General features: G+C 56.9%; 24 protein-coding genes. 15 read left to right on the plus strand and 9 right to left on the minus strand.

Translation table 11 applies throughout. The features are described from left to right. Nucleotide 1 precedes the first annotated feature (1 nt). From RBB77_RS14015 to thiS, 6 genes are all read left to right on the plus strand, one after another. On the plus strand, nucleotides 2-643 hold the full coding sequence (locus RBB77_RS14015; protein ID WP_353062367.1) for an isochorismatase family cysteine hydrolase: 642 nt from the start codon (nucleotides 2-4) through the stop codon (nucleotides 641-643). 109 nt (nucleotides 644-752) lie between these two features. After that, nucleotides 753-1,052, plus strand: a complete 300-nt coding sequence (locus RBB77_RS14020; RefSeq protein WP_353062368.1) for an ArsR/SmtB family transcription factor — start codon at nucleotides 753-755, stop codon at nucleotides 1,050-1,052. A gap of 92 nt (nucleotides 1,053-1,144) precedes the next feature. Continuing rightward, nucleotides 1,145-1,894 (plus strand): glucose 1-dehydrogenase, encoded by a 750-nt coding sequence (locus tag RBB77_RS14025; protein WP_353062369.1) that lies wholly within the window; start codon nucleotides 1,145-1,147, stop codon nucleotides 1,892-1,894. A 102-nt stretch (nucleotides 1,895-1,996) separates the two neighbouring features. Then, nucleotides 1,997-2,803: a bifunctional hydroxymethylpyrimidine kinase/phosphomethylpyrimidine kinase gene (thiD, locus tag RBB77_RS14030; RefSeq protein WP_353062370.1), complete on the plus strand. Its 807-nt coding sequence runs from the start codon at nucleotides 1,997-1,999 to the stop codon at nucleotides 2,801-2,803. 248 nt (nucleotides 2,804-3,051) lie between these two features. Then, entirely contained in the window at nucleotides 3,052-3,408 is a 357-nt protein-coding gene (locus RBB77_RS14035) for a hypothetical protein (RefSeq protein WP_353062371.1), read from the plus strand. Between the two features lie 27 nt (nucleotides 3,409-3,435). After that, complete coding sequence (thiS, locus tag RBB77_RS14040; protein WP_353062373.1) at nucleotides 3,436-3,654, plus strand: sulfur carrier protein ThiS; 219 nt, start codon at nucleotides 3,436-3,438, stop codon at nucleotides 3,652-3,654. Here the strand turns inward: thiS and RBB77_RS14045 are convergent. Beyond that, a complete protein-coding gene (locus RBB77_RS14045) occupies nucleotides 3,630-4,838 on the minus strand; it encodes a glycosyltransferase family 4 protein (protein ID WP_353062374.1) in 1,209 nt (402 codons plus the stop codon). The two genes, thiS and RBB77_RS14045, sit on opposite strands and share 25 nt — an antisense overlap. A 67-nt stretch (nucleotides 4,839-4,905) precedes the next feature. Then, nucleotides 4,906-5,988, minus strand: coding sequence for an acyltransferase family protein (locus RBB77_RS14050; RefSeq protein WP_353062375.1), 1,083 nt, complete (start codon nucleotides 5,986-5,988; stop codon nucleotides 4,906-4,908). A gap of 453 nt (nucleotides 5,989-6,441) precedes the next feature. On the opposite strand from RBB77_RS14050, the gene RBB77_RS14055 reads away from it, so the two are divergent. Then, a complete protein-coding gene (locus RBB77_RS14055) occupies nucleotides 6,442-6,858 on the plus strand; it encodes a nuclear transport factor 2 family protein (RefSeq protein WP_353062376.1) in 417 nt (138 codons plus the stop codon). A 379-nt stretch (nucleotides 6,859-7,237) separates the two neighbouring features. Continuing rightward, nucleotides 7,238-10,597, plus strand: coding sequence for a TonB-dependent receptor (locus tag RBB77_RS14060; RefSeq protein WP_353062377.1), 3,360 nt, complete (start codon nucleotides 7,238-7,240; stop codon nucleotides 10,595-10,597). A gap of 562 nt (nucleotides 10,598-11,159) precedes the next feature. Here the strand turns inward: RBB77_RS14060 and RBB77_RS14065 are convergent. Next, nucleotides 11,160-11,675: a hypothetical protein gene (locus tag RBB77_RS14065; protein ID WP_353062378.1), complete on the minus strand. Its 516-nt coding sequence runs from the start codon at nucleotides 11,673-11,675 to the stop codon at nucleotides 11,160-11,162. Nucleotides 11,676-11,687: 12 nt separating this feature from the next. Here RBB77_RS14065 and RBB77_RS14070 point away from each other — a divergent pair, with 12 nt between their 5' ends. Then, entirely contained in the window at nucleotides 11,688-11,855 is a 168-nt protein-coding gene (locus RBB77_RS14070; RefSeq protein ID WP_353062379.1) for a hypothetical protein, read from the plus strand. Between the two features lie 64 nt (nucleotides 11,856-11,919). Here RBB77_RS14070 and RBB77_RS14075 read toward each other — a convergent pair whose 3' ends face one another. Beyond that, nucleotides 11,920-13,470: a malectin domain-containing carbohydrate-binding protein gene (locus RBB77_RS14075; protein WP_353062380.1), complete on the minus strand. Its 1,551-nt coding sequence runs from the start codon at nucleotides 13,468-13,470 to the stop codon at nucleotides 11,920-11,922. Between the two features lie 567 nt (nucleotides 13,471-14,037). Between RBB77_RS14075 and RBB77_RS14080 the strand changes: the two genes are divergently transcribed. Both RBB77_RS14080 and RBB77_RS14085 read left to right on the plus strand, forming a co-directional pair. Continuing rightward, nucleotides 14,038-14,676, plus strand: a complete 639-nt coding sequence (locus RBB77_RS14080; RefSeq protein ID WP_353062381.1) for a flavin reductase family protein — start codon at nucleotides 14,038-14,040, stop codon at nucleotides 14,674-14,676. 134 nt (nucleotides 14,677-14,810) lie between these two features. Further along, on the plus strand, nucleotides 14,811-16,148 hold the full coding sequence (locus tag RBB77_RS14085; RefSeq protein WP_353062382.1) for a hypothetical protein: 1,338 nt from the start codon (nucleotides 14,811-14,813) through the stop codon (nucleotides 16,146-16,148). Between the two features lie 39 nt (nucleotides 16,149-16,187). On the opposite strand, the gene RBB77_RS14090 is transcribed toward RBB77_RS14085, so the two are convergent. The 3 genes from RBB77_RS14090 to RBB77_RS14100 all read right to left on the minus strand — a co-directional run bounded on the left by RBB77_RS14090 (nucleotide 16,188) and on the right by RBB77_RS14100 (nucleotide 18,794). Then, complete coding sequence (locus RBB77_RS14090) at nucleotides 16,188-17,045, minus strand: ATP-binding response regulator (protein ID WP_353062383.1); 858 nt, start codon at nucleotides 17,043-17,045, stop codon at nucleotides 16,188-16,190. 106 nt (nucleotides 17,046-17,151) lie between these two features. Beyond that, nucleotides 17,152-17,997, minus strand: a complete 846-nt coding sequence (locus RBB77_RS14095; protein ID WP_353062384.1) for an ABC transporter ATP-binding protein — start codon at nucleotides 17,995-17,997, stop codon at nucleotides 17,152-17,154. Between the two features lie 17 nt (nucleotides 17,998-18,014). Then, a complete protein-coding gene (locus tag RBB77_RS14100) occupies nucleotides 18,015-18,794 on the minus strand; it encodes an MlaE family ABC transporter permease (RefSeq protein WP_353062385.1) in 780 nt (259 codons plus the stop codon). A 127-nt stretch (nucleotides 18,795-18,921) separates the two neighbouring features. Here RBB77_RS14100 and RBB77_RS14105 point away from each other — a divergent pair, with 127 nt between their 5' ends. From RBB77_RS14105 to hpnE, 4 genes are read left to right on the plus strand one after another with little or no spacing between them, the layout of a single operon-like run. Further along, nucleotides 18,922-19,980, plus strand: a complete 1,059-nt coding sequence (locus RBB77_RS14105) for a zinc-dependent alcohol dehydrogenase (RefSeq protein WP_353067632.1) — start codon at nucleotides 18,922-18,924, stop codon at nucleotides 19,978-19,980. Beyond that, on the plus strand, nucleotides 19,977-20,918 hold the full coding sequence (gene hpnC, locus RBB77_RS14110) for a squalene synthase HpnC (protein ID WP_353062386.1): 942 nt from the start codon (nucleotides 19,977-19,979) through the stop codon (nucleotides 20,916-20,918). Before RBB77_RS14105 ends, hpnC begins: the two co-directional genes overlap by 4 nt. Next, nucleotides 20,915-21,859 carry a phytoene/squalene synthase family protein gene (locus RBB77_RS14115; protein WP_353062387.1) on the plus strand — a complete coding sequence of 315 codons (945 nt, stop codon included), beginning with the start codon at nucleotides 20,915-20,917 and terminating at the stop codon, nucleotides 21,857-21,859. Before hpnC ends, RBB77_RS14115 begins: the two co-directional genes overlap by 4 nt. Continuing rightward, nucleotides 21,856-23,277, plus strand: a complete 1,422-nt coding sequence (hpnE, locus tag RBB77_RS14120) for a hydroxysqualene dehydroxylase HpnE (protein ID WP_353062388.1) — start codon at nucleotides 21,856-21,858, stop codon at nucleotides 23,275-23,277. Before RBB77_RS14115 ends, hpnE begins: the two co-directional genes overlap by 4 nt. Nucleotides 23,278-23,443: 166 nt before the next feature. Here the strand turns inward: hpnE and RBB77_RS14125 are convergent, their stop codons facing one another. Beyond that, on the minus strand, nucleotides 23,444-23,830 hold the full coding sequence (locus RBB77_RS14125) for a hypothetical protein (protein WP_353062389.1): 387 nt from the start codon (nucleotides 23,828-23,830) through the stop codon (nucleotides 23,444-23,446). Next, on the minus strand, nucleotides 23,827-24,246 hold the full coding sequence (locus tag RBB77_RS14130; protein ID WP_353062390.1) for an EamA family transporter: 420 nt from the start codon (nucleotides 24,244-24,246) through the stop codon (nucleotides 23,827-23,829). The genes RBB77_RS14125 and RBB77_RS14130 overlap by 4 nt, the downstream gene beginning before the upstream one ends. Nucleotides 24,247-24,334: the final 88 nt, after the last annotated feature.

Genomic DNA, 24,334 nt, shown 5'->3' on the forward strand with positions numbered 1-24,334 from the left:
AATGAACCAAAGGTTTACGAACCTCGACGGCTTCCCGGGAGAGTTTATGTCCGCTGCGTTCCGTATTGATTCCGCTCACACTGCTGTCCTCAGCATGGATTGCCAGGTCGGCATCGTCTCCATGTATACAAAGGGTGATCAGGCCGCATTTCTTGCGCGTGCTGCTGGTGTCCTGCAGTTCGCTCGCGCGTCCCACATCACCGTCATGCACGTTAAAGTTGGCTTTCGACCGGGTCTTCCGGAGGTCAGTTCGAAAAACCAGCTATTCGGCGCGGTCAAGGCTTCTCCGCAACATCAAAGACTTTTTCACGAGCCTCTGGGCAGCATCGATCCTGCGCTCGGTCCCGAAGACGAGATTGTTATTACCAAGCATCGTGTTAGCGCCTTCACCGGCACCGACCTCGCCATGATTCTCCGCGCCAACGATCTTGACACGCTTGTCCTGTTCGGCATTTCCACCAGTGGCGTTGTTCTCTCCACGCTTCTTGAGGCGTGCGACGCCGATTTCCGGGTCGTCGTCATCAAGGACTGTTGCGCCGATCTCGACGCGGATCTGCACAGCACGCTCATAGAGAAGCTGTTTCCGTCGCGGGCAACTGTCCTCTCAGCCGCTGACTTTCTCAAGCTCGAGCTTGTTGAGTAAGTTTCGCACCGTCATCAATGGGTTCGTAGTTCGCCAATGATGCTTTTTCTTCGACTCGTTGCTGCGTTGCGTTGCATCGTATAGTCGGAGAGGAATCTTTGGGAAGGCGATGAAGAAGAAGGCGACAAGCAAACCGGTGAGCCTGTCGGAAGAGCAGTTTTATGCGATTGCGCGAGCGCTTGGCGATGCGCGGAGGCTTGCGATCGTGCGGCAGGTTGCGGCTTCGGAGGGGATGGAGTGCAGCGCGTTGCATGTGCATGAGGAGCTCAGCCCGGCGACTGTGTCCCATCATATGAAGGAGTTAAACGAGGTGGGGTTGGTGGAGATAAGACGGTCGGGGCGGTCGGCGAATCTCTTTTTGTGTCGACCTGTCTTCGATGCGTATGTACGGCGTCTCGCGTCACTTTAGTTTTCGATGAATCGGAGAATCTCTCTGCCTGGTGATGCATCTACTTGGTAGCTGTTGAATAGTTCGATAGATATCGAAATGAGGATTACGAGATGGGAAAGCTTGCAGGTAAGGTAGCGGTTGTAACCGGAGCGTCGAAGGGAATTGGCGCAGCCATTGCGAAGGAGTTGGCGGCGCAAGGGGCGTCGGTTGTGGTGAACTACGCGTCGAGCAAAGAGGGCGCTGACAAGGTTGTTGCCGAGATCACCAAGGCCGGGGGCAAGGCGATCGCTGTGGGCGGCAGCGTTGCGAAGGCTGCAGAGATCGATAAGCTTTTTGCTGAGACGAAGAAGGCTTATGGCAAGTTGGATATTTTGGTGAACAACGCCGGCGTGTATGAGTTCGCTCCGTTGGAAGGGATTACCGAAGAATCGATCGAAAAGATGTTTGGCATCAATGTGAGGGGACTGTTGCTTGCCACCAAGGCGGGTGTGGCTCTGTTTCCACCAGAGGGCGGCAACGTGATCAATATCGGATCGGTCGCGAGTGATCAGACGCCGCCGATGTCGGCTGCGTACAGTGGCACGAAGGGCGCTGTGGATGCGATTACTCGTGTGCTGGCCAAGGAACTGGGGCCGAAGAAGATTCGGGTCAACGCGGTGAATCCTGGCCCAGTCGTAACTGAGGGCTTCAAGTCGGCGGGCGTTGAGGGAAGCGACTTCGAGAAGTCGATGCTGCAGAGCACGCCGCTCGGCCGCATCGGCAAGCCGGACGATGTCGCCACGGTGGTTGCGTTCCTTGCTTCTGACGATGCGGGATGGGTTACGGGTTCGCTGCTGCAGACTGCGGGCGGGATGCGGTAAGGGCGATTTGCTGAGGGCGCTCCCGAATCGATGGATGGTTCGGGAGCGCTTTGTTGTTGGATGACGGGTGTGGTGGCGCTTCCTTTATTCTGATGGGAAGCGATGATACAGACAGTTTTGACTATTGCCGGATTCGATCCCTCTTCGGGCGCTGGTGTGACTGCGGATTTGATGGTGTTTGCAGCGCATGGGCTGTTTGGGACTTCGTGTATTACTAGCCTGACGGTGCAGTCGACAGTCGGGGTGCAGGCGAGTACGCCGGTGGCGGCGGAGACGGTGCGGGCTACGCTCGACTGCCTGGAGAGCGATCTGCCGGCGGAGGGGATCAAGATTGGAATGCTGGCTACGGCGGGGAATGTGGCTGCGGTAGCGGGATTTCTGGAGGGGTTGCGGGGACACGGGGTGCGGGTTCCAGTGGTGCTCGATCCGGTGATCAGGTCGAGTTCGGGCAGGGAACTGCTGGATGCGGAGGGAGTGGGTGTGCTGCGGGAGAGACTGCTACCACTGGTGGATTGGGTGACGCCGAATCTGGAGGAGTTGGGGATACTGGCGGGGCGAATTGTGATGCAGCGAGGGGATCTGCCGGAGGCGGCGCGGGATCTGCAGGCGATGGGGAAGGACTTGAATGTGGTGGCGACGGGGGGGCATCTGATGCCACCGGACGATCTGTTGGTGCGCGCGGGCGGGGAGATGGACTGGCTGCCGGGGGAGCAGATTGTGAGCCGGTCGACGCATGGCACGGGATGCGCGTTTTCGAGTGCGTTGCTGAGCCGGTTGGTGCTGGGGGATGCTCCGCTGGGCGCGGCGGTGATGGCGAAGCGTTATGTGGCGGAGGCGATTCGGACAGCCGAGCCGATGGGGAAGGGTCTGGGGCCTTTGAATCTTCTTTTGCCGCTGCGGGGCAGGTAGCGCAGAAAGGCCGCGTCACAGCGGCGTGCTGAATTGGGAACGGCGGGGGCGGGCCGGGTTTCGGGTGGGTCGTGGAATGAATCAGCCGAGTTAAGTGTTGGATCTACATCGATTGGGTCATTGCAGGGCTCTGTTTGGCCTGTTTCGATAACCCAGAGGGTTCGTGTGTTGACTCGCGTTGAGGGGATATTCCGGATAATGCCGAGGCGGAGGTTCGCCGATAGGGATTAGGACGGAGGATTTGGTTCATGTCCACAGTACCGTTTCCCGGGATCTTTCGGCCCGAACTCGTAAACCGGAACGCCTCGAGCGTTCCAACTCTTTCGCCGGGGAACCCCGCGCCGAAGAATGCAGACCTAACGATTCATCGGATCACCAGGACACATCATGGTCGTACGCTGCTAACGCTGGGACATGCGGCCGAGTATCTTGCGAACTCGCGGCGTTATTCCATTCAGGCGTTTGACAATAAATCGGACGATGAGGCGATACACATCCTAATGGGGCTGAGCCGCACGGTGTTTGAGGACTTTGCCCAACATCCGGCATGGACTCGTCGCTTTTGGAATTGGGTTGTCGAGCGGGTGGTGCAGTTGTTGGATTAAACAAGAGTGCTGCTAGGCTGGAAGAGTATGGCACTTACTCTGATCGTGAACGGCCAGTCCCGCGACTTCGAAGCGCTTCCGGAGTCCGCCAACCTTGAACAACTTGTGGTCGAGCTTGGACTGAAGGGCGACAGGGTGGCGATTGAACATAATGGCGCGATTGCACCACGCTCGAGCTGGGCTCAGACGGTTTTGACCGGAGGGGATCGGCTCGAGGTAGTTCATTTTGTCGGTGGCGGGGTGTGAGGGGTTACTTCGTTCGCTGTTTTGTTCGCTACGAGGTGCTTTAGGAGGTACTCCCAGCGATCGCCATAGTCGTCCCAACCGCCGAGAAGGCGGACTCGACGCAGTGCGGCTTCGCTCATCTTTGATTGAAGGGCGGGATCGTCGGCGAGCCGCTGCATGCGGTCGGTAAGCGCTTCGATATCGCGCACGGGGACCACGAAGCCTTCGACGCCACTGGTGAAAAGGTCTTCGCCGCCGGTGTTAGTGGAGCAGAGAACGGGACAGCCGCAGGCGAGGGCCTGGCCCTGGACGAGTGCGAGACCCTCTTCAATGCTGGGGAGGACCATGATGTGACTGGTGCTCATGAGGTGGGCCAGCTGTTCTTGCGGGAGTGGGCCGAGGAACTCGACCTGGTGTTGCGGGAGGCGGTCGAGGACGGTCTTCATGTCGGGGTGAAGGGGGCCTGCGAGGCGCAGGCGTTTCGCGGGGTGACGAAGCTTGGCGAAGGCCTCGAGGAGGTAGGGAACTCCTTTGCGGAGGGTGACCGAGCCGGCGAAGAGGACTTCGAAGCGATCCGTGGGGGGCTCTCCGGTGCGGGTGAACTTTTCGAGTCGAACCCCGTAGGGGATGACGTGCAGCTTGTCGGCGGGCAGGCCCATCTCGATGAAGGAGCGGGCCGCGAAGCTGGAGGGGACGGTGATTGCGTCGGAGGCGGCGTAGATCTTTTCTTCGCGGAGGATGTCGCGGATGTCGGTGACAGGGCGGTCGACGTTCCAGCGTTGGTATTCCTCGGAGACGATGGTTTCCTGGTAGCGCTGATGAGAGGATCCGCGGTCGCAGATGAGGAGGCCGCCGCGGGACTGGACTTCGCGGCCGGTCTTAAGGCTGGAGCCGGAGATGGCAATGACGGCGTCGGGGGTTTCGGCGGTGCGGGTTCGGCGGAGAGTCCACTCGTCGAAGGAGAGCGCGTTGGCGTAACTTATTTGATCCAACACCCATGGATGGTGAATGCCAAAGCGTTGCATGAGGAATTCCGGAGTGTGGATCCAGGGAAAGGTTTCGACGACTTCGTGGGGTAGGCCTTCGCGTTTTAGACGTGCCCAGGGCCAGGTGGAGTAGATGCGCTGGAGGTGGCCACGGCGGTGAAGCTGGCGGGCAAGTTCGAAGTGGTGAAAGACCCCAAAGACCGTTTGGACGATTCTCATAGCGCCGGAAGGCGATTGACCTCAAGCTCATCGTAACAAAAGGTCATCGCCTCGCTTCTGTAACCTGTCAGGGGGCAGATTGAAGGGCGGGGTGGTGATATTTCGAGGTGAGGAAATGCGTCAGGGGTTTTTCGACGTAGAGGTAGCAGAGGGAGCCAACGACCGCGACCGACAGAAATCCCAGAACTACGTTCGCGTCCGGGCCTAAATGCGCGAGACGAGGATAGAGGCGGTCGTAGCCATAGAAGACGATGAGCGTGACCAAATAGATGGAATAGGACGCGTTGCCGAGGAAGACACCGAAACGCCCGAATGGGGATGTGATTTGTGTGGAACGGAAGACTAGCCCAGCCGTAATCATGGCTGCGGGAATGCCCCACAGGAAGACGCGATACCAACTCAGAGTACCGTCGAGAACGTACTTCGCGTTGCCGAGGTTGTGGTCAAAAAAGAAGAGGGTGGATAGAAGCCAAAGCGTTCCGACCGGGAGCAAGGCAGTGCCTAGCGCATGACGTTTGCCGAAACGTGCGTATGCCAGACCAATGAGGCAGCCAAAGATGAACTCGATGTTGAGGGGGTTGGCTAGCAGAATCAACAAGGGTCGGTGGAAACCGAACAGTCCACCTACAACGATGAAGGAAAGAATGGTGAGGATAGTTCGTTCGACGACACGAACGACACCGAAAAAAAGGTTAAGCGTGAGGAGGTAGTAGAAGAACATTTCAAAGATTAATGTCCAACCGACGAAGATGAGGGGGGTTGGGATGGGGAAGCGTACCGAGGGAAGCAGAAGATAGGAGTTTACAAGCCACGCACTCGTTAGATGGTGTTGCTTCAACTGAACCAGGACAAAGAAGAAGGAGAGTATCCAGTAGATGGGAAAGATCCGAATGAAGCGGCGAAGGAGAAAGTCGATTGCACCGTGAGGAAGGCTGGGATGAGTTGGTCTGACGTTCATAGCGACAGTGGAGAGGATAAATCCGCTGATGGCAAAGAATATGTCGACGCCGCAGGCTCCAAAGTTAGTGAGGTTGAAAAAATGAGTCTGGCGCGGAGTCGCATGTGCCGAGATAGTGAAGAGGGAGTGAACGTGAACGACCAGCAGGGCGGCAATCGCACGGAGGATTTGGATCGAGTCGTTCCGTTTCATCGACAGAGTCCGACCACCTTTAAAGTCAGCGGCTTCGACTCTGGGGTTTCTTTCCGAATGTAGTTGCGATCACAGCAAAAAACATGGTTCTCAATTGGAAGATCGGCGAAGGCGGGGCGCGCAATCGACAGCTTGAGCGAGAGGGAAGAGATAGCGGTCTTACGTTGCGTCAGGGCCGAGCCTCCGGGTTGTGCTTCAAAGGAAGTATAGAGTCTTCCCGATGGGATTGAACCAAACATTACTTCCTCTGCGCGATAAAGGATCGTTGACTGAACCGGAGCCTTCGCTTCTCCATTCCCTCGCCACGAATCGAACCCTATATCGGCCGCATCTAAAAACAAATCGAAAGGCTCTCGGACACAGTGCATCGCGCAGTTTTGGTCACACTGGCAGTGCTGTCGAGAGACCCTTGGCTGATACCAAGAATATTTTCTGCGTCAAGGACGAATAACAATGAATTCTCAAGTACCGTTTACGTTTGGCCCTATTCCCAATTCAATCGAACTATTCAAGGAAGTCGCAGATGCCGTCCAGGTGTATCTCGACATGCTCTACACCGGCGATGCCGATCGGGTAGACCAGGTCTTTCATGAGCGATGCCAACTCTGCACCATTGAGAGTGGTGCTCCACTGTTCCGCTCTGTCGCAGAATATCGAGAGATTCTTAGAGGGAGGAAATCACCTTCGCAAATGGGGGCGCCGCGGGAAGAGCATCTAGTTGCAATAGATCTTTCTTCTCCGACCCAAGCAATGGTTAAGGTCCAGATGCGGATCAATCAATCGGTTTTTAGCGACTACCTCACATTGCTTAAGCTGGAACGAGAATGGCGCATCGTAGCGAAAACATATTATCGGGTGGAACTTCCATAACCAGCTTCAAAGGTGCTAGAACTGCCCGATCCTCTATGCCGTTTGATGGGTCGACTCAACTATGCTGAGTTCAAGTAGGCACTCTCGGGCAGGCGGCGTAGTGGGTCAGCCGCCCGTCGGACGCGGGGCTTTAGCTCAAGGACCTGAGTTTAGACTTGGAGGGTGTTCCGTCACTCACTCCTTGATCACCACGTTGGCCGGAGTTAATGACCGCTAGCACTTGACTGGCGGCGCAGCGCACGCAACAACAGACTCTCGCGTGCGTTTGCGTCGATCAGGTTGAGGAAGCGTGCTCTGCTGGCAACGAGCTACGAAAAAAGCGAAGAAGAAGTTCCTGATCGGGCCAATCCTATGAAGCTCTCCCTATAATGGCTCCTACATGCGATACATTCGAATACTCCTCTCCGTGTTTGTCCTGTCTTCCTTGCTCTGTGCTCAAGAGCTGGTCACTCGATATTGGAGAGGAACACTGCAGAATCAGGTTGGAGAGGCGATCAAGGGCGCGACCATTCGCCTGGTCGGAAAAGATGTCACTCTCGTCTCAACTTCAGGGGCCGATGGGCACTTTCAATTTCCCAATTTATCGCCGGGCGAGTACAGACTGGAAATGACGATCGACGGAAATATCCGCCGGTTCACGGAGCCGCTAAAACTCAAAGCGGATTCATTGCCTGCTGTCGTGACCATCACCTCGGAGAACGTTGTTGCTGTCGCCTTTCGTCCGGCTGAAACTGCGAAGACGGGCGGGGAGAAGCTTTCGAGCCAGACTGTCAGCGCAATTCCCCTTAACAAACGCGACTTTAGTCAGCTGCTGTTGCTCGCGGCTGGGACCATGACCGATTCGAATGGTCAGACAAATTTCACCCAACAGTTCGCCATCAATGGGCAGCGTGGCGTTGAGGCTGTCTTCGCAATGGACGGCGCGGACACGAGCGATCCCGAGATGGGAGGCGCGACGTTCAGCAACTTCAACGTCGATGCCGTTGAAGAGATCAAGTCGGTTTCTGGCTGGATGCCAGCGGAGATCGGCCGCGGTGCTGCAGGCTTTACGAATATCACGACACGTTCCGGGAGTGGTGGATTTCACGGTTCTGTCTTCGAGTTCCTGCGGAACTCTGCGCTTGATGCGCGGAACTACTTCGATCATCCCTCAATTGCAGAGCCGGGCCGTATTCCACCATTCCGGCGGAATGAGTTTGGCTTTACGAACGGCGGACCGATCATATTGCCGCATATCTATGACGGGAGCGGGAAGACCTTTTACTTTGGACAATATCAAGGCTTTCGCCAGGTGCTGGGGACTACGCAGGTTTTACCGGTGCCTACCGCTGAACAGCGTCTCGGGTTCGATACGACTGCGTTTCCGGGGGATACGCTGAAGATCACACCGACGCCTGAGATCGCGAAGATCCTAGCGCGCTATCCGTTGCCTAATAATCCAACGGGCTCCTATGGCATCAATACGTATGCGGCGTCTTCCAAGGTGGTCACGAATGCGAACCAGTTTTCTGTGCGCATCGACCAGGTTCTTTCTCCAAAAGCGCACCTTACTGCAAGGTTCAACTTTAACAATCTGTTTGGGCCAACTACAAATCCGGACCAGACTGCGGTCGATCCCAGCTTTGGTGTTGTGTATGTCGATCATCAGCGCAACGGACTTCTTACCTACAGCCAAACTGTGTCTCCGCGCTTTGCCTTCGAAAGTTCTATCAGCTTCACTAGAACTACGCCGCAGTTCGCTACTTCGAATCACACTGACCCGGCTGTGAAGTTCAACGACGGGCTCTTCGAAGCGTTCAACTCGGCGGCGGGATCGGTCGCATCCGCTTACGGCAACCTCTTTCAGATAAGACAGAACTTTATCGTGACTGCGGGGCGCCACCTTATCAAGGCTGGCGGCGAGTTCCGCGCCAATCGCGACACGACCTACTTTGGTACGAGCCCTAATGGAGAGTACGATTTTGGTGGTGGGACCTCTTACTCACCTGTAAATGTCACTTCGCAAAGTGGGATGCATACCATTAATGTTGGCGATCCTCTTCCAGATACCCTGAGCGCTCTGCTTACCGGTAGCGCTTTTGTCTACACAACGGCGGTTCCGGCTCCGTATGTCTCGGGAGGGGATCACATTGGGCCCGCGGCCATCTCACGCTACGGTGGAGCGATCTACGCACAAGATACCTTCAAGATCTCCGACCGATTTGTTCTCGACTATGGGATTCGCTACGAACTCTACACTCCTATCACCGAACGCGCGCACCGCACTTCGGGGTTCCTGACGAACGGACTTCAGCAGGAGTATCTCGATAACCCGCAGCCGGGATATCGATTCGATTGGGGTGGAGTTGCTCCTCGAGTTCAGCTTGATTGGAAGGTCAAAGACACGCTTCACATTCATGCTGGAGGAGGCCTCACGACGATTCCACCTAACATCTGGCAAGACAATTTTCTTACTGGAGCTGTCCCATTTGTTATTTACCCGCACATCACTGCGGCTGTGGGGACGCCACTGCTTTATGGCTTCAAGATCACTCCTGCACAGCTTCCAACCTTTTACACTCCATCAGGGCAGGACGTATTCGCCAGCGGCAACCCTAAAAGCGTTCCGTCTAACACAGTTCTCGACGTGGAGCGATATCAGCGGGATCTCGCCGCGCTTTCTCCCGGCTCTCAGTTTACGCCGTTGAACCTGACGGGTATTGATCGTAACTTCGGCAATGCGTATCTCCAAACGTGGACACTCGGAGCAGAGCGCCAGATAGGAAAGCTTACAGCAGACGCGGCTTATGTCGGTACCGCATCGGTGAAACTGCCACGTTCCACTTTTACGAATGGCTATTCGGGAGCTTCGTCAGGGTTTGCGCCTTATACCCAATTCGATAGCACCGGGAACGCAGTCGGAGGGTTCGGGACTGAGCAGCTCATCACCGGTACGGCACACTCGACCTATCACTCGCTGCAGACGTCGCTCACGGGCACCCTTTTTCAGGGCGGCCCAGGCGTGCAGATAAGCTACACGTGGTCGAAGGCCATCGACGATACGAGCGGCGTAACCGCAAACGGAAATACCACCGGTGCGATCTCCAGTCCGTACCCACAAAATCCCTTTGATACCCATGCCGAAAAGGGTCCCGCCAGCTTCGATGTCACCCATGGGTTTACGATGAGTCTCGCTCAGGATCTGCAGTTGGAGAAGGTTGAATGGCTGCAGTCGATCAATCGAAAGGTGACCGCCGGATGGGAGTTGTTGAGTATCTCAACTATCAGCAGCGGCCTTCCGTTCACGGTTTATTCCGGCGTGCAACAGACTGGCGCAGGTTCCAATGGAGTGGACCGGCCGAATCAGATAGCTAAGGCACATCTTTCCACCGCGAGAAAGGTGCGCGAAGATTACTTCGGACAAGGTGCAAACAATGCCAGCATTTTCTCGATCCCTATCAATCAAATTGGCGGCAGCGGACCGAATGAGGGATTCTTCGGATCTCTTGGGAGAGATACCTTTCGCGGACCCGCGTTTTATGATTTTGACTTTTCACTCATCAAAGACACGCCGGTTGGTAGACGAGCGGGCGGCGGGGAACTCTTCGATGTACAGTTTCGTTCGGAGTTTTTCAACTTGTTCAATATCGTGGATATGGGACTGCCAGCCAACACCATTCGAGGGTCTGGCTTTGGCGTTATAAGCAAAACCGCGGGAACCTCACGGCAGATTCAATTTTCGTTGAAGTTGCTTTTCTGAAGTGCCGTTATGTGCCGCGACGTATCTTCAACTAAATCGTTGCCGGTTAATTGTGCGAATGAGGACGGGCTGTTTCAAACCCTCAGAGGATAACTCGCTTGCAAACATTTCGAGCAAGCTGGTACTCAATCCCGTAAACCGCCCCAAGCTGAACATTCTTGCGCCTGAATCGCCAACCACCAAATCAGAGCAGGAGAAGCCTCGGACGGACTGGCGAGCTTGACTAACTCACGAGTGCGACTAGAGAGGTCTGTCACTCCAGACACAGGCACACGCAAGAAGAAGTATTGCGATTTCGGTGATCACTGTCCACACTGGCACTGCTCCTTTTCGCTACATTATTTTGATCTCCATTCATCCGAAACGATGCGCGCTAGAGCGCTACATATTTATGTAGCCTGTCATAAACTTTGAACATCTTCAGCGCAATAAAGCGCACAGAAAGACGTGAGGAGGCATCTGATCACGGTCCCGCAGACGAGCAGGAGTCTCGACAACTCTGGGCAGCGGAGTCTCTCAGCACAGAGCTGAATTGGCAATTCGCTTACAACCTAATCGAAAACTAGAAGTTGGCGCATTGACCCCGCTTTGAAGCTGCGACATTTGAGCCGCCACTGATAGACGTGTTGCCCGAGCATTGGAGGTTGCCGCGAACCTGGTTGGTGAAGACCTGGGTGTCAGCAGTGTTGTTCTGATCGACGAGGTTGCCCTGGAGGGTGTTACCGTTGACGACCGTGCTGGCGGAGTTGGATTGCACGGTGAGGTTGTCGCTGATGGTGTTGCTTAGCACGCTGACCAGGGCGGTGTTGCTCTGGACAGTGACGTTGCCCTGTACGGTGTTGCTCGGGCAGGAGCCGTCCGTAGTGCCGACCATCACTGGGGCGCCGTTATTCTGGAGGGTGAGGTCACCCCTCACCGTGGTGCCGCAGAGATGGCTGGTGGCCGAGTTCGTCGGCGTGCCCTGGACCTGGAGATTGCCGCCGATGGTAGTGCCAGATGTAATGGAGAAGGTGCCGCCGCTGATCTGGAGGTTTCCGCCAAGGCGTGTCTGCACGAGTTCGACTGTACCGTTGGTCACGTTGAGGCTTCAGTGGCAACATCACTGTCTCAGCCAACCAGGTCTGTGTCTTCGTCGGAGGCTCGGTCAGCGGCAACCCTGCCGGTGAGCTTCACCGCCGCCGGACCGGCCACAGTTTCAGGCTCTGTCCTCACGATCACCGGCGCCGGACAGGGTTGTATCACCCTAAACGCCATGTGACGGGGGAGGGAATGCGACGAGTATATTCAGACGAATGGTTGAAACGATGGCCGGGACGTCGGATCTAATCTTCGGGAATCACTTCGATCGCGTTGACAACCGCGTAGTTCACAACGGGCAGGAAGGATAGCTCGATCCTGCCGTCAGCGCTCGCCTGTATGCCTTCGAAAGTCTTCACGACCGGCGCTGAGCCGCCTTCGCGGAGAATGTCGAAGTCTTTGAGCAGCATGCTTCCGTTACACGCTACGTCGAAGACTCTGCTGCCTAATCCGCCGATGCCGCCGTTCTCGCGGCCAAACCATGGCTCTCGGAAGTACAGCCGTAGTCGATATTTTGCGAACGGTACCGCCGGTATGTTGTAGCGGAATCGGCCGATGCGGTCGAATGCGTACATTCCGAGATCCGCAAGCCGCGCCTGTTGGGGAGTCTGTCCACGCCGTCCCCCACTGAAGTATCGATCGGAGAGCCAGAACTGTTTATTGCTATCAAGCATTGAGGCCGGGCCGGCCAAGAGCCGCACCAGGACCTGCTTGCCGGAAGACTCAGGCAGGATTTCGACTGCGTTCAGGAGCGACACTTCACTGATGTAGTCGAGATGGATCGCCCCGTCATTCTCTGGTGTCACCCCGGTCACGATAGTGGAGGTTGCGATGCCGTCGCCACCTGCTTCGCTCACGACGTCGAAGCCGATGTGCGGTCCAGCATTGATCGAAAAAGTGGCGGGCCGGGTTGCCGCTTCAAGGTCCGAAGCTTCGGCGAAATGAAGATGAATCTCATACGTGCCCTGTTTGACCGGGAAGATGCAATGCGCGATTCCACGCACTCCGCTCTGGTAAAGGTACGGATCTTCGGTGCCGCCAACTCGCAGATTCGACAACTGGGTGTTTGTTCCACCCTCGCAGTACCGCGCAAAAGACCAGGTTAAGCCCGAGCGATCTGTATAGGGTTTTCGATCTACTCCCATCAGGGCGCGGATCTGATCCGGCGGAGGGCCAGAAGGTGCCGAGGTTGCTGCACCCACGACCGGCTCCTGCATTTTCGGGAGGCGCGTGCGCAAGGTCCACATCGTAAAGCAGACGATGGCGACGAGAGCCACTCCAATCCACAGGCCGACCCTTCCGCGGTTTCCCGGGTGATATTCGAGCTCGACCGGCGAGGTGAAAATTGGGGACTGCGCAGGCGGTGATTGAACGCTTTCAACCAAATGTTCCGCTTCTGGCGGGTGGTTTTCTGGGGCAGGTGTTTTTGCGGGAACGAAGATCGGTACGTAGTGTCCCGGAGGCATGACGACTCGGAATGGCCGCGAAGCACCTGCTGTCTGGTAAATATCGTTGAGTCGTTTTCTAAGCGAATGAACCGTGACCCGCACGATTGTGTCGGTCTGTGGGTCGAAACTCGGCCGGCGGCCCAATGCTTCTACTGCGATGTTGTATTCCTTGATTTGGTCGGCTCTGCCACCAAAGCGCTCTTCGCAGACGTACTTCAGCACACGCGCGATGTTCGCCGAGCGGCCAAGGACGCCAGAAGTCAAAAGCCAGTCCAGTTCCGCACGCTCGAGTTCTAAATCATCGCCGAGCGCATGCTCCGATTCGAAGATGGTTCCACCTGCTGCCACAGGCCGCCATTTTACACAGAACGCCTCGTTCCTGGACTCTTCTTTGTAAGTTACTGCTGAGAGGGTGGTTACACTCGATCGCTAACAAAGACGTGCAAAATATTGTTCTTGAATGACTTACGGTCGAAGAATATGAAGTAGCTTAGCTACTCGTTGGCCTGTCACGTTTATTCAACCGTTACTTTGAGTTTATCTGGTTTGGGTAACTGATACGCCATGCGATTCTCATTATCTGACGCGGGTTTTTGCGGCTTGGGGGCTTGACAAGGTTTGAAAGGGTTGGATCGCTGACGATTTCTGGTTCTCAAGGAGAGGAAGGGCGGAAGCAGCAAGGGCAAAGACGAAATACCGGGGTCCTTCGAACTGGGTTGCTCATAAAGTGCCGTGAGCAACTTCGCTCAGGATGACGAGTGTTTGGGTGAAGGGAAGACCGAGAACCAGTGAGAGTAGGCAACAGAAAAGATGTAGCGAACCTCTTCCGCTTGAGTAGGGGATAACGGACAAAGGGTAAGCAAAGGCAGACGGCAAGAGTCGGTGCTAGGCTGCTGAGGGGTACATGGAGTCAAGATGATTTTTGATATTGAGAAGATAAAGGCGCGTGAGACCTATAACCTGCTGATCGGGTTGGTTGCGCCTCGACCGATTGCGTTGGTGACGAGTATGAATCATGAGGGCAGGATGAATGCTGCACCTTTCAGTTCTTACAACTACCTCTGCACAGATCCGCCGATTATCGGGATGGGTGTGACGAATCGGCCTTCGAGTGATCATGTGCCGAAGGATACGGCGCGGAATATTCGGCGGACAGGGGAGTTTGTGGTGAATGTGGTGACCGAGGATATCGCGCAGCAGATGAATATCTGCGCTACGGATTTTCCGGCGGAGTTCGACGAGTTGGAGATGGCTGGATTTACGACTGCGCCGTCGCATGTGGTGAAGGTGCCCCGCATTGCGCAGGCGCATGCTGCGCTCGAGTGCAAAGAGTTTACGACGATGGAGATTGGCCGGTCGCGGATTGTGTTGGGGCGAGTAGTTTCGATTTATATCGAGGACAAATTTGTCGATCCGGCGGGGCCTTATGTTCTGTCGGAAGAGTTGCATGCGATTGGAAGAATGAATGGGTTGGGCGCTTATGTGAAGACTCGGGATTCGTTTTTGAATATTCCGCGAATTCCTTTTGAGGAGTGGGAGAAAGGGAAGCGCTAGGGTATCTATACATCGGGCTGGTGTAACTCGGGCAACTGCGTTAGCTCCGCGAACTCTGCGATATACTCGCGCCCATCGTGTATTCCGCAAAACCGAATTCCCCAAAACCTGAATTTCGCAAGACGGAGACGCTTGTGCCCAACTCAACACTCCAGCAATCAACCGACATTCATGCGAAAGCCCTGGCGATCAATCTGGAGGCTTCCTTCTATGGAACGTTTGCCGAGATTGGAGCCGGTCAGGAGGTGGCGCGTTGGTTTCTGAGCGTTGGCGCTGCCTCGGGAACGGTCGCGCAAGCCATCTCGGCATACGACAAGACCGTTAGCGACGACATCTACGGTGCTGGCACGCGTTACGTTTCCAAGGAGCGTCTGCTGGCAATGCTCGATCACGAGTATGAGATTCTGCTTACTCGGCTTGGTAAAGACCGCGGCGCACATACACGATTTTTCGTTTTCGCGGATACTGTCGCCACGCGAAACTATCAGGGGACCAATGAACAGCACGGTTGGCTTGGTTTCCGCTTTCAAGCCGAAGCCGGTGGTGAGCCGAATCAGATTCTCCTCCACATCAATCTGGGGGATTCAACTGCGCAGCTGCAGCAGCAGGCTATCGGCACGCTTGGCGTGAATCTGATTTATGCGTCCTATCATCAGCGGTCTTCGCCGGACGCCTTTCTGGCTGGGCTGTTTGATGATTTATCTCTTGAGCGGCTGGAGATTGACGTTCTGGAACTAAGTGGCCCTGTGTTCGCTGGTGCAGACTCGCGGCTGTGGTGTCTGAATCTGCTCCGCGCGGGGATGTCACGTGCTTTGGTCTTCGATTCCGAGGCCAAGGTGGTCGAGCCAGCTACTCCTCTTCGCAAGCGTCCACTCATCGTGCAACGTACCTTGCACGGCCATCCTGGTCCATCTGCTCCCCAAGTGATTGAGGCAGCGCGACAGAAGTTACTGGCTGAAGGGATCCCCACCGATCGCGAACCTCTAGCCGTCCTCGAACTGAACGCTCAAAATCTCGAAGGCCCGGCGGCTTCTGATAGTGCGGAGCTGCTGGCTCTGATCGAGCAGCTTGCTCCTTTAGGCACCGTTGTGGTCAGCAATTATCCGGAGGGCTACCAGGCTGTTAATTACTTTCGCCGCTATACGGCTGCGCCCATCCGGGTGGTTCTCTGGATCTCCATGTTTCTTCATTTGATGGAAGAGACGGTGTTTCAGTCTTCGCCCGGCGCCGTGTTGGAAGGCTTCGGTCGCTTGCTCTCCACCGACGTTACGGTCTACGTCGCTCCCATGCAGAAGGACGCGTTGGTCGCTGCGCTGGGCGGCTTTCCCGAGGGTCTTTTGCGGGAGTCGGCTGGCCGCGATCTGATGACCCTGGACGATTTTTTACCGATGCCACCGTTGGATCATCTCTTCCGCTATCTTCGCGCCGCAGGTCACATCGTTCCTCTGGAGGATGCGCAGGCCAAAGCCTGAGAGCGATTGGCACACGTTCTCTTATGGTGAATCGGTGAGTTATGTTGTTTTGAAGTGCGGGGGGGAGTCGAGGTACTTGATCAGAACGACTTCGTTGCCGATTTCGTTGTAGATCAATTCGTCCACTGTCCCGGCTGCCACTAGAAGACCATATCCACCGGGACGCATTCCTTCCTGCTCGCGCTGCATGATGTGGTTCGTAGGATCATCGGTCGGGTTTGCAATGGCCGCGTGGCTGAGGGATTCGCGGCGGAATCCGGCGCCGGGGTCACGCAGGTAAAACACCATCGATCTTCCGGTGCAAATGCTGGTGACTTCGACGACCTGCTCGGGATTAAAAGCTGCTCCGTGCTCCATTGCGTTCATCAGGATCTCTCGCAATGCCAGCATCATGTCGAGCTGTATGTCCTCTGGTAACTGTGCGTTGAGTTCTTTGGCAAAGGTCATGAGGCGCTCAGCGTTGACAACGCGGCAATTTACACGGACTGACACCCAGCCGGGGCGAGCGGATAGAACATGAATGTCGTCGCGCCATTGGCTGTCAGAGGCCGCGCGACGCGCCAGGTTCGCGATGTTGTATGGGTCAAACGGGGGTGTGAAGCAGGCGAACACACGAGCACGGAGAGCGGCGATGACACCATCGGGAGTGCCGTGACTGGCGAGGACAATGCACTTGACGCCAGGCCTGATGGCGCGCATCTCCTCGAGCAGGGCCAGGTCTTCGTCGAGGGCACTGTCGGGACTGGTGATGACAACGCCGAAAGATCGCTTGCGCAATCGTTGCAGGGTGTCGACGTGCCCGGCTGAATGCTCCAAAGGCAAACCCGCAGCAGTGAGTGCACTGCTGATCTCCTGGCTGACTTTGGCGTGACTTCCAATAACGAGGACCCGGCTCATAAGACACTCCGAGGCAGCGGACTAGCTGATCCTGAGAATATTATCGCGCAAACTCAGTGCATGACAGGATATGAAGGAAGAAAGTCGGCTTCGCTGATGTGAAGATTCAGGACAAGTATTCCTTGAGCCAGGGGTCGCTGGAGTGGACGAGCTCTTCGGTGGTGCCGTCGAAGACTACTTTGCCTTCGTTGAGGACCAGGAATTTGGTGCTGTCGTCGATGCCGTTGTTGGGGATCTGCTCGACTTTTTCGGTTTGCTTGTTGAAGCGGCTGCGGGCGAGCAGGTAGGCGTCCTGAATGCGGTGAGTGATGACGAGCGAGGTGGTTTGGGTGACGTCGCGCTGCTTGATGACGAGGTCGATGATGGTGGTGGAGGTGATGGGGTCGAGGCCGCCGGTGGGGGAGTCGTAGAGGATGAGGTCGGGATTGGTGATGATGGCGCGGGCGATGGAGACGCGGCGGCGCATTCCTCCGGAGAGTTCCGAGGGGAATTTTTGGATTGTGTTTTCGAGCGCCACGAACTGGAGCGCTTCGACTACGCGACCGTGAACCTCTTCCTCGGGGACATGATCTTCGTGGAGGCGGTAGGCGACGTTGTCACCGACCGAGAGGGAGTCGAAGAGGGCCGACTCTTGAAAGACCATGCCGATGCGGTTGCGGAGTTTGAAGAGATCGATCTCGCGCATGGCGGATACGTCGTGGCCGAAGACGTGGATGGAGCCGGTGTCGGGCTTGAGGAGGCCGTTGACGAGCTTCATGAGGACGGATTTGCCGCCGCCGGCGGGGCCGAGGATGATGCGGGTTTCGCCACGCTGGACGGTGAAGGAGATGTTCTGGAGGACGGGTTTGACGTCGAAGATGATGGAGACATCGTCGACGACGACAATGGGCTCCTGCGAGTCTGGCTCCTGCTGGAGGGTTGCGGTTCCGGATTGGGCGAGGTCTGCCGTCATGATTGGATTCTGGCCTCTTACCTGCCGAAGACGCCGATCATGGCGCGAGTGACGAGGAGGTCGACGATGATGATAAAGACCGAGGAGACGACTACGGCCTGGGTGGTGGCTTTACCGACGCCCTGGGTGCCGCCTTTGGTGTTCATGCCGAAGTAACAGCCGACGGTGGCGATGATGAAGCCGGAGAAGAGCGGCTTGGTGAGGCCCTGGACGATGTCTCCGTACTGAAGGGCTCGGTAGGAGTTGTGAAAGTAGGAGGAGCCGTTGAGTCCGAGCAGCGCGACGCTGACCAGAGCGCCGCCGGCGATACCGCAGGCGTCGGACATGATGGTGAGGAAGAAGAGCATGAAGATGGTGGCGTAGAGGCGTGGGGTGACGAGCTTGCGGACGGGGTCGGTGCCGAGGGCTCGCATGGCGTCGATCTGCTCGGTGACCTTCATAGAGCCGATCTCGGAGGCCATTCCGGAGGCGTTGCGACCGGAGACCATGAGGCCGGTGAGGACGGGGCCCAGCTCCTTGACCATGGAGAGGGCGACGAGGTTGCCGGTGAGGCTGACGGAGCCGAAGGCCTCAAGCGAAGTGGCGGACTGGAGGGCCAGCACACAGCCGGTGAAGAAGCCAGTGAGGACGACGATCGGCATGGAGCCGACGCCGATGTAGTCCATCTGGGCGTAGATATCCGCCATGTAACGTGGGCGGGTGAAGAGGTTTGCGACGGCGCGCCAGGACAGGATGGAGTAGTCCTGGATCGAGGCAAGTCTTTGCTTGGCGAAGATCTCTGGAGAGACAAAGGGCATGTTTATGTGGCTCAGATTATCAGATGCGGAGGTTGCGGCAAGGATTGCAGGTTCTTTAGGGGGTTAGGAGGCGATGGAAGGTGCATCGAGGGTGTCGGGATGAGAAGATAGAAGAGTGAAAGCTGAGATGACGGCGGCGGTGTTGTACGGCAAGGAAGATCTGCGGCTGGAACGCGTGGCAGTGCCGCAGGCCGAGGCCGGAGAGTTGGTGGTTCGCGTGGGCGCCGCGCTGACATGTGGGACGGATTTGAAGGTCTATCGGCGAGGCTACCACGCCATGATGCTGAAGCCGCCGATTCCGTTTGGGCATGAATTGGCGGGGGTGGTGGAGGAGGTTGGCGCCGGGGTGACGGCGTTCAAGGTGGGGGACCGGGTAGTGGCATTGAATTCGGCGCCGTGTGATGCGTGTTTTTTCTGCAGGCATGGACAGCAGAACTTGTGCGAGGACCTGCTTTTCAACAATGGGGCTTACGCGGAGTTTATTCGGATACCGGCGCGGATCGTCCAGAAGAATACGTTGTTGGTGCCGGATGGGATTCCGCTGGAGTATGCGGCGCTGACCGAACCGCTGGCTTGTGTGGTACGGGGGCTGGAGGAGAGTGGAGCTCGGGCCGGGGACACCATGGTGGTGATCGGAGCGGGACCGATCGGGTTGATGTTCATGCACGCGGCGGAGATTGCCGGCCTGGATGTGATTGCTGTGGTGAAACGCGAGAACCAAGTGGGCGCGGCAAAGCTGTTTGGGGCGAGCGAGGTGGTTCTGGTGGATGCGGTGAAGGATGTTGTTGCGGCTACGCGCGCCTTGACGAATGAGGGACGGGGAGCAGATATCGTGATCGAAGCCGTGGCGATCCCCGCGACGTGGGAGTGGGCGGTAGATATGGTGCGGAAGGGCGGCCTGGTGAACTTCTTTGGTGGGCCGCCGAGCGGGACGAAAGTGAAGCTCGATACGAATCGGTTGCACTACGGGGACATTACGTTGAAGGCGAGTTTTCACCATACCCCCGCGACTTGCAGGACAGCATTTGAGTTGGTGACGAGTGGACGGTTCAAGTGTGCTGAGTACATTACGGGACGTGCGGGGCTCGATGAAGTGCCGGCGATCTTTGCAGGCATGATGGACAGGAATAATGGTTGGGCGAGGGATATCAAGACGGCGGTGCTTCCAGAAGGTGGGCCCCGATGAGTGAGACGACTGCAACGCAATATGCGCTGGTGGGCGCCCCGCTGGAGTATTTGACGCCGTTAGAGAGGCCGACTCTTGCAGAGGCGCAGGCGTGGTGCAGAGAGCTTGCGACGACGCACTATGAGAACTTTCATGTAGCGACGTTCTTCCTTCCGGCTAAGGTGAGGCCCCACTTCGAGAGTATCTACGCCTATTGCCGTGTGGCGGATGATCTGGGGGATGAGGTAGAGGATCGCGGGGTGGCGACCCGGCTGCTGAATTCGTGGGGATCAATGCTGGAGGAGTGTTACGACGCGCCCGAGCGATCGATGCATCCGGTGTTTGTGGCACTGCATGAGACGATTCGAGAGTGCGATCCGCCGCGACAGCTTTTTCTGGATCTGCTGCATGCGTTTCGGATGGATCAGTACAAGACGGAGTATGAGAGTTGGGAGGAGTTGCTGGAGTACTCGCACTACTCGGCGAATCCGGTGGGACGGCTGGTGCTTTGGGTGTGCGGGTACACGGATGAAACACGGGCGTTGATGTCGGACAAGGTTTGTACGGCGCTGCAACTGGCGAACTTCTGGCAGGATGTGGTGGAGGATAAGGAGCGGGGAAGGCGGTATATTCCTGCAGAGTCGATGCTGCGGTTTGGGGTGGAGGAAGGGCAGATCGAGGGTCGGGTGTTTACGCCGGAGTTTCGCGGGATGATGCAGGAGTTGGTGGTGCGGACACGGGCGATGCTGATTGAAGGTGGTGAGATCAGCCTGCATGTGGATAAAGAGCTGAAGGTGGTGCTGGACCTGTTTCGCAAGGGTGGCGAGGCGATTCTGAATGGCATCGCGAGGCAGGACTTTGATGTGCTTCGTGGCAGGCCTGTGGTGTCGAAGGCGCGAAAGGTGGGGTTGCTGATGGAGGCGCTGGCCGGCAAGGTGCGCGCGGGGATGACCTCGTGACGAATGCTGAAGCTTATGCCGTGTGCGCAGGGATTGCGCAGCGGGAAGCTAAAAATTTTTATTATTCGTTTCGCGTTCTACCGGAGCACAAGCGGAATGCGATGTGCGCGGTGTATGCGTTTATGCGGCGAGCGGACGATATCTCCGATGATGAGGCGCTGCCGGTAGCGCAGCGGCGGGTGGTGATGGGGGATTGGCTTGAGGCGTGGCGTGCGGCGCGGCGAAGTGGAGTGTCGGAGGACCCGGTTTTTGTGGCGTTGAATGATACGCAGAGGAAATTTGCGATTCCGGATGCTCTGCTGGAGGATCTGGTGCGGGGCACGACGATGGACCTGGACATCGAGGGAAGCCAGGCGGGGATGGTTTCTGTAACTGAAACGGTGGCAGATAAGACGCAGACGCTGCAGGTGTACCAGGATTTCGAGGGGTTATATCGGTACTGTTACCTCGTCGCTTCGGTGGTGGGGCTGGTTTGTATCCGGATCTTTGGGTATACAGACCCTCGGGCGGAAGATTTGGCGGAAAAGACCGGCGTTGCATTTCAGTTGACGAATATTCTGCGAGACGTGAGCGAGGATGCAGAGCGCGGTCGGATCTATCTTCCACTGCAGGATCTGAGTGCCGGTAGGGTGGAAGTGAAGCAGTTGTTGCAGGTGGTTCGGCGAGAGGCTGAGACTAAGGTTGTGCGGAGTTTGTTGGCGCAGGAGGCGGCGCGGGCGCTTGTGTACTATGCTGCGGCGGAGGAGTTGCTGCCGCTGATCGATAAGGATAGCCGCGCGGCGCTGTGGGTTCTGGTGACGATCTACCGCGGGCTTCTCGAACGGATTATGGCGAAGAACTATGATGTTTTTTCTGAGCGCGTGAGTGTGCCGACCTCGAGGAAACTGATGATTTTGGCGCAGGGGATGGGGATGGCTGTGCGCAACCGGATGGTTTCGTGAGTGGCGTAGAACATAGCGATGTGATTGTTGTGGGGGCGGGTACGGCAGGGTTGGCTGCGGCGAGTGCGCTGGTGAGGGCGGGGAAGTCTGTCACTGTGTTGGAACGTAAGCCTTACGTGGGTGGGAGGGCTTATTCGTATGAGCATCCTGCGCTGGGGGAGACGGTGGACTCGCAGCATGTGCTGCTGGGATGTTGCACGAACCTGATTGAGCTGTGTGAGCAGGCTGGGACCGCTAAGAAGATTCGATGGTACGACGAGCAGACTTTTCTTGAGCCGAATGGGAACGCGAGCACGATTGTGACGAGCGATCTGCCTGCGCCGTTTCACTTTGCTCCGAGCTTTTTGAGCATGTCGATGCTGGGATGGAAGGATAAGGTGGGGCTTGCGCGCGGGCTGATGGATTTCTTTCGTGGATATCCGGCGGAAGATACCGAGAGTGTCGAGCACTGGTTGAAGCGGACAAAGCAGACGGAGCTTTCGATTCGACACTTCTGGGGCCCGATTGTGATGGCTACCTTGAATGACCGTCTGTCGCACTGCTCCACCCGGTATGCGGGAAAGGTGTTTCATGAGCTGTTCGTGAAGTCTTCAATTGGGGGGCGGTTGGGGATACCGACCGTGCCGCTGAGTGAGTTTTATGCGGCTGAGGCGCGGATGATCGAGGCCTTTGGGGGAACGGTGCGGCTTCGCTCGAGTGTGGAAGGGCTGGTGCAAGAAAGGGATGGGCGGTGGCGGGCAAACACTGCCGATGGAGCTTATATGGCAGACGCGATTATTCTGGCGCTGCCGTTTGAACAGACGCAAAAGCTGCTGCCTGCGGTTCGTATGAACGAGGAGTATGCGCGAGGATATGAGGAGGCCAAGGACGATCTGGAGTTGAAGATGGCGCGGCAGATCCACTCTCCCTATACCTCGATTCTGCTTTGGTATGACCGGGAGATTACGGACCTCGATCATGCTTGGTTGCTGGATACGACGATTGAGTGGTTTTTTCATAAGTCGCGAATCAGGCGCTATGCGCGGGAGAAGGGTAGCTACGTTGAGGTTGTGATTGCGGGGTCAAGGGCGCAGTTGGGTATGACACGGGAGGAGATTCTTTCTTCGGCTTTGCGGGAGCTGGAGATGTTTTTTCCTGAAGTCAGGCGAGCGAAGCTGGTGAAGAGCGGCGTGTTGAAGGAGGCTCGAGCGACCTTTTCTGTGACGACGGGGCTAGATCAGTTTCGTCCGAAGCAGACGACCGAGTGGCCGGGGCTTTTTCTTGCTGGGGATTGGACTGCGACAGAGTGGCCTTCGACGATGGAGGGTGGGGTTCGGAGTGGAAGGCTGGCGGCGGGGGCCGTGGTGGGGGATGCGATGCGATTTATGGCGCCAGAGACTCCGGCTAGTGGATTGATGCGGTGGCTAAGTCGGGAGTAAGGCGTTCTTCTAGAGGGTCAAGGGCCAACGAGATGTCCTGCCGGACGGGCCCACTTCGCGTGGGGCGGTCATTTCGTGACTTGTATACCTGATCTCTCGGCGAAAAAGAGTTGGATGTCCTCCCGTTGGTCGGATGAGGCGTACTACTTTGCTCGCTTTTAGAAAGCTATTTTGCTAGTAGGGCTACGCCAGCGCAGACGAAGAGCGCGGCGATCCAGCGGCGGCTGTCTACGTTTTCTTTGAGGAAGAACTTTGCGGCCGCGGCGGTGGTGATGAAGGTGAGAGAGGCCGTTGCGGGGGCGATGAGGCTGAGGTCTGCTCCGGAGAGCGCGAAGAGGAGAGAGAAGAAACTCAGAGCCATGCAGGTGATGCCAGCGAGGAACATGCCGCTGGAGAGGACGGCTTTTATCGCGCCGAGGAGGCCGGACTTTGCGCGAATGTCGTCGAGATCGCCTAGCTTGCGCATGCCGCCTGCGATGAGGATGTCGCCGGCGGTGGCGGTGATGACGACGGCAGCGATGGTGGCCCAGGTGTGGAGGGAGGTGTGGTTCATGGGAGTGCCTCGACTTCTACGGAGGCGTACTCAGTGCGGGAGGGGCCGTTGGCTACGAAGCCTACGCCGATGACGATGAGGGCGACTCCGAGCCAGCGGGAGGGCGAGACGTGCTCGTGAAGCCAGAAGCGGGAGAGGATGGTGACGATGACGTTGCCGAAGGCGGTGGCTGGGAGGACGAAGGTGATGTCGGCCCAACTGAGGGCGGTCATGTAGCAGGCCATGAAGCCAAGCAGGACGATGATGCCGGAGATGATCCAGGGGCTTTTGAGGGCGAAGAATAGTGCGCTGAGGTGGTGGAGGGAGACGGGGCCTAGCTGCTTCATGCCGATGCCAAGGAGCGCGTCGCCGATGGAGGCGCCGAGCATGACGGCGATAAGGACGAGCCAGCGGCGAGGGGTGAGGGTGTGTTGCATTCTTGTCGATCCGTTCAGGTGGTGAAGGCTAAGTGAAAACGGCCAGCATCTGCATGCTGACCGCTTTTAGATGCTTTACGAACTGGAT

Source organism: Tunturibacter psychrotolerans (assembly GCF_040359615.1).
Taxonomy (GTDB): Bacteria; Acidobacteriota; Terriglobia; order Terriglobales; family Acidobacteriaceae; genus Edaphobacter; species Edaphobacter psychrotolerans.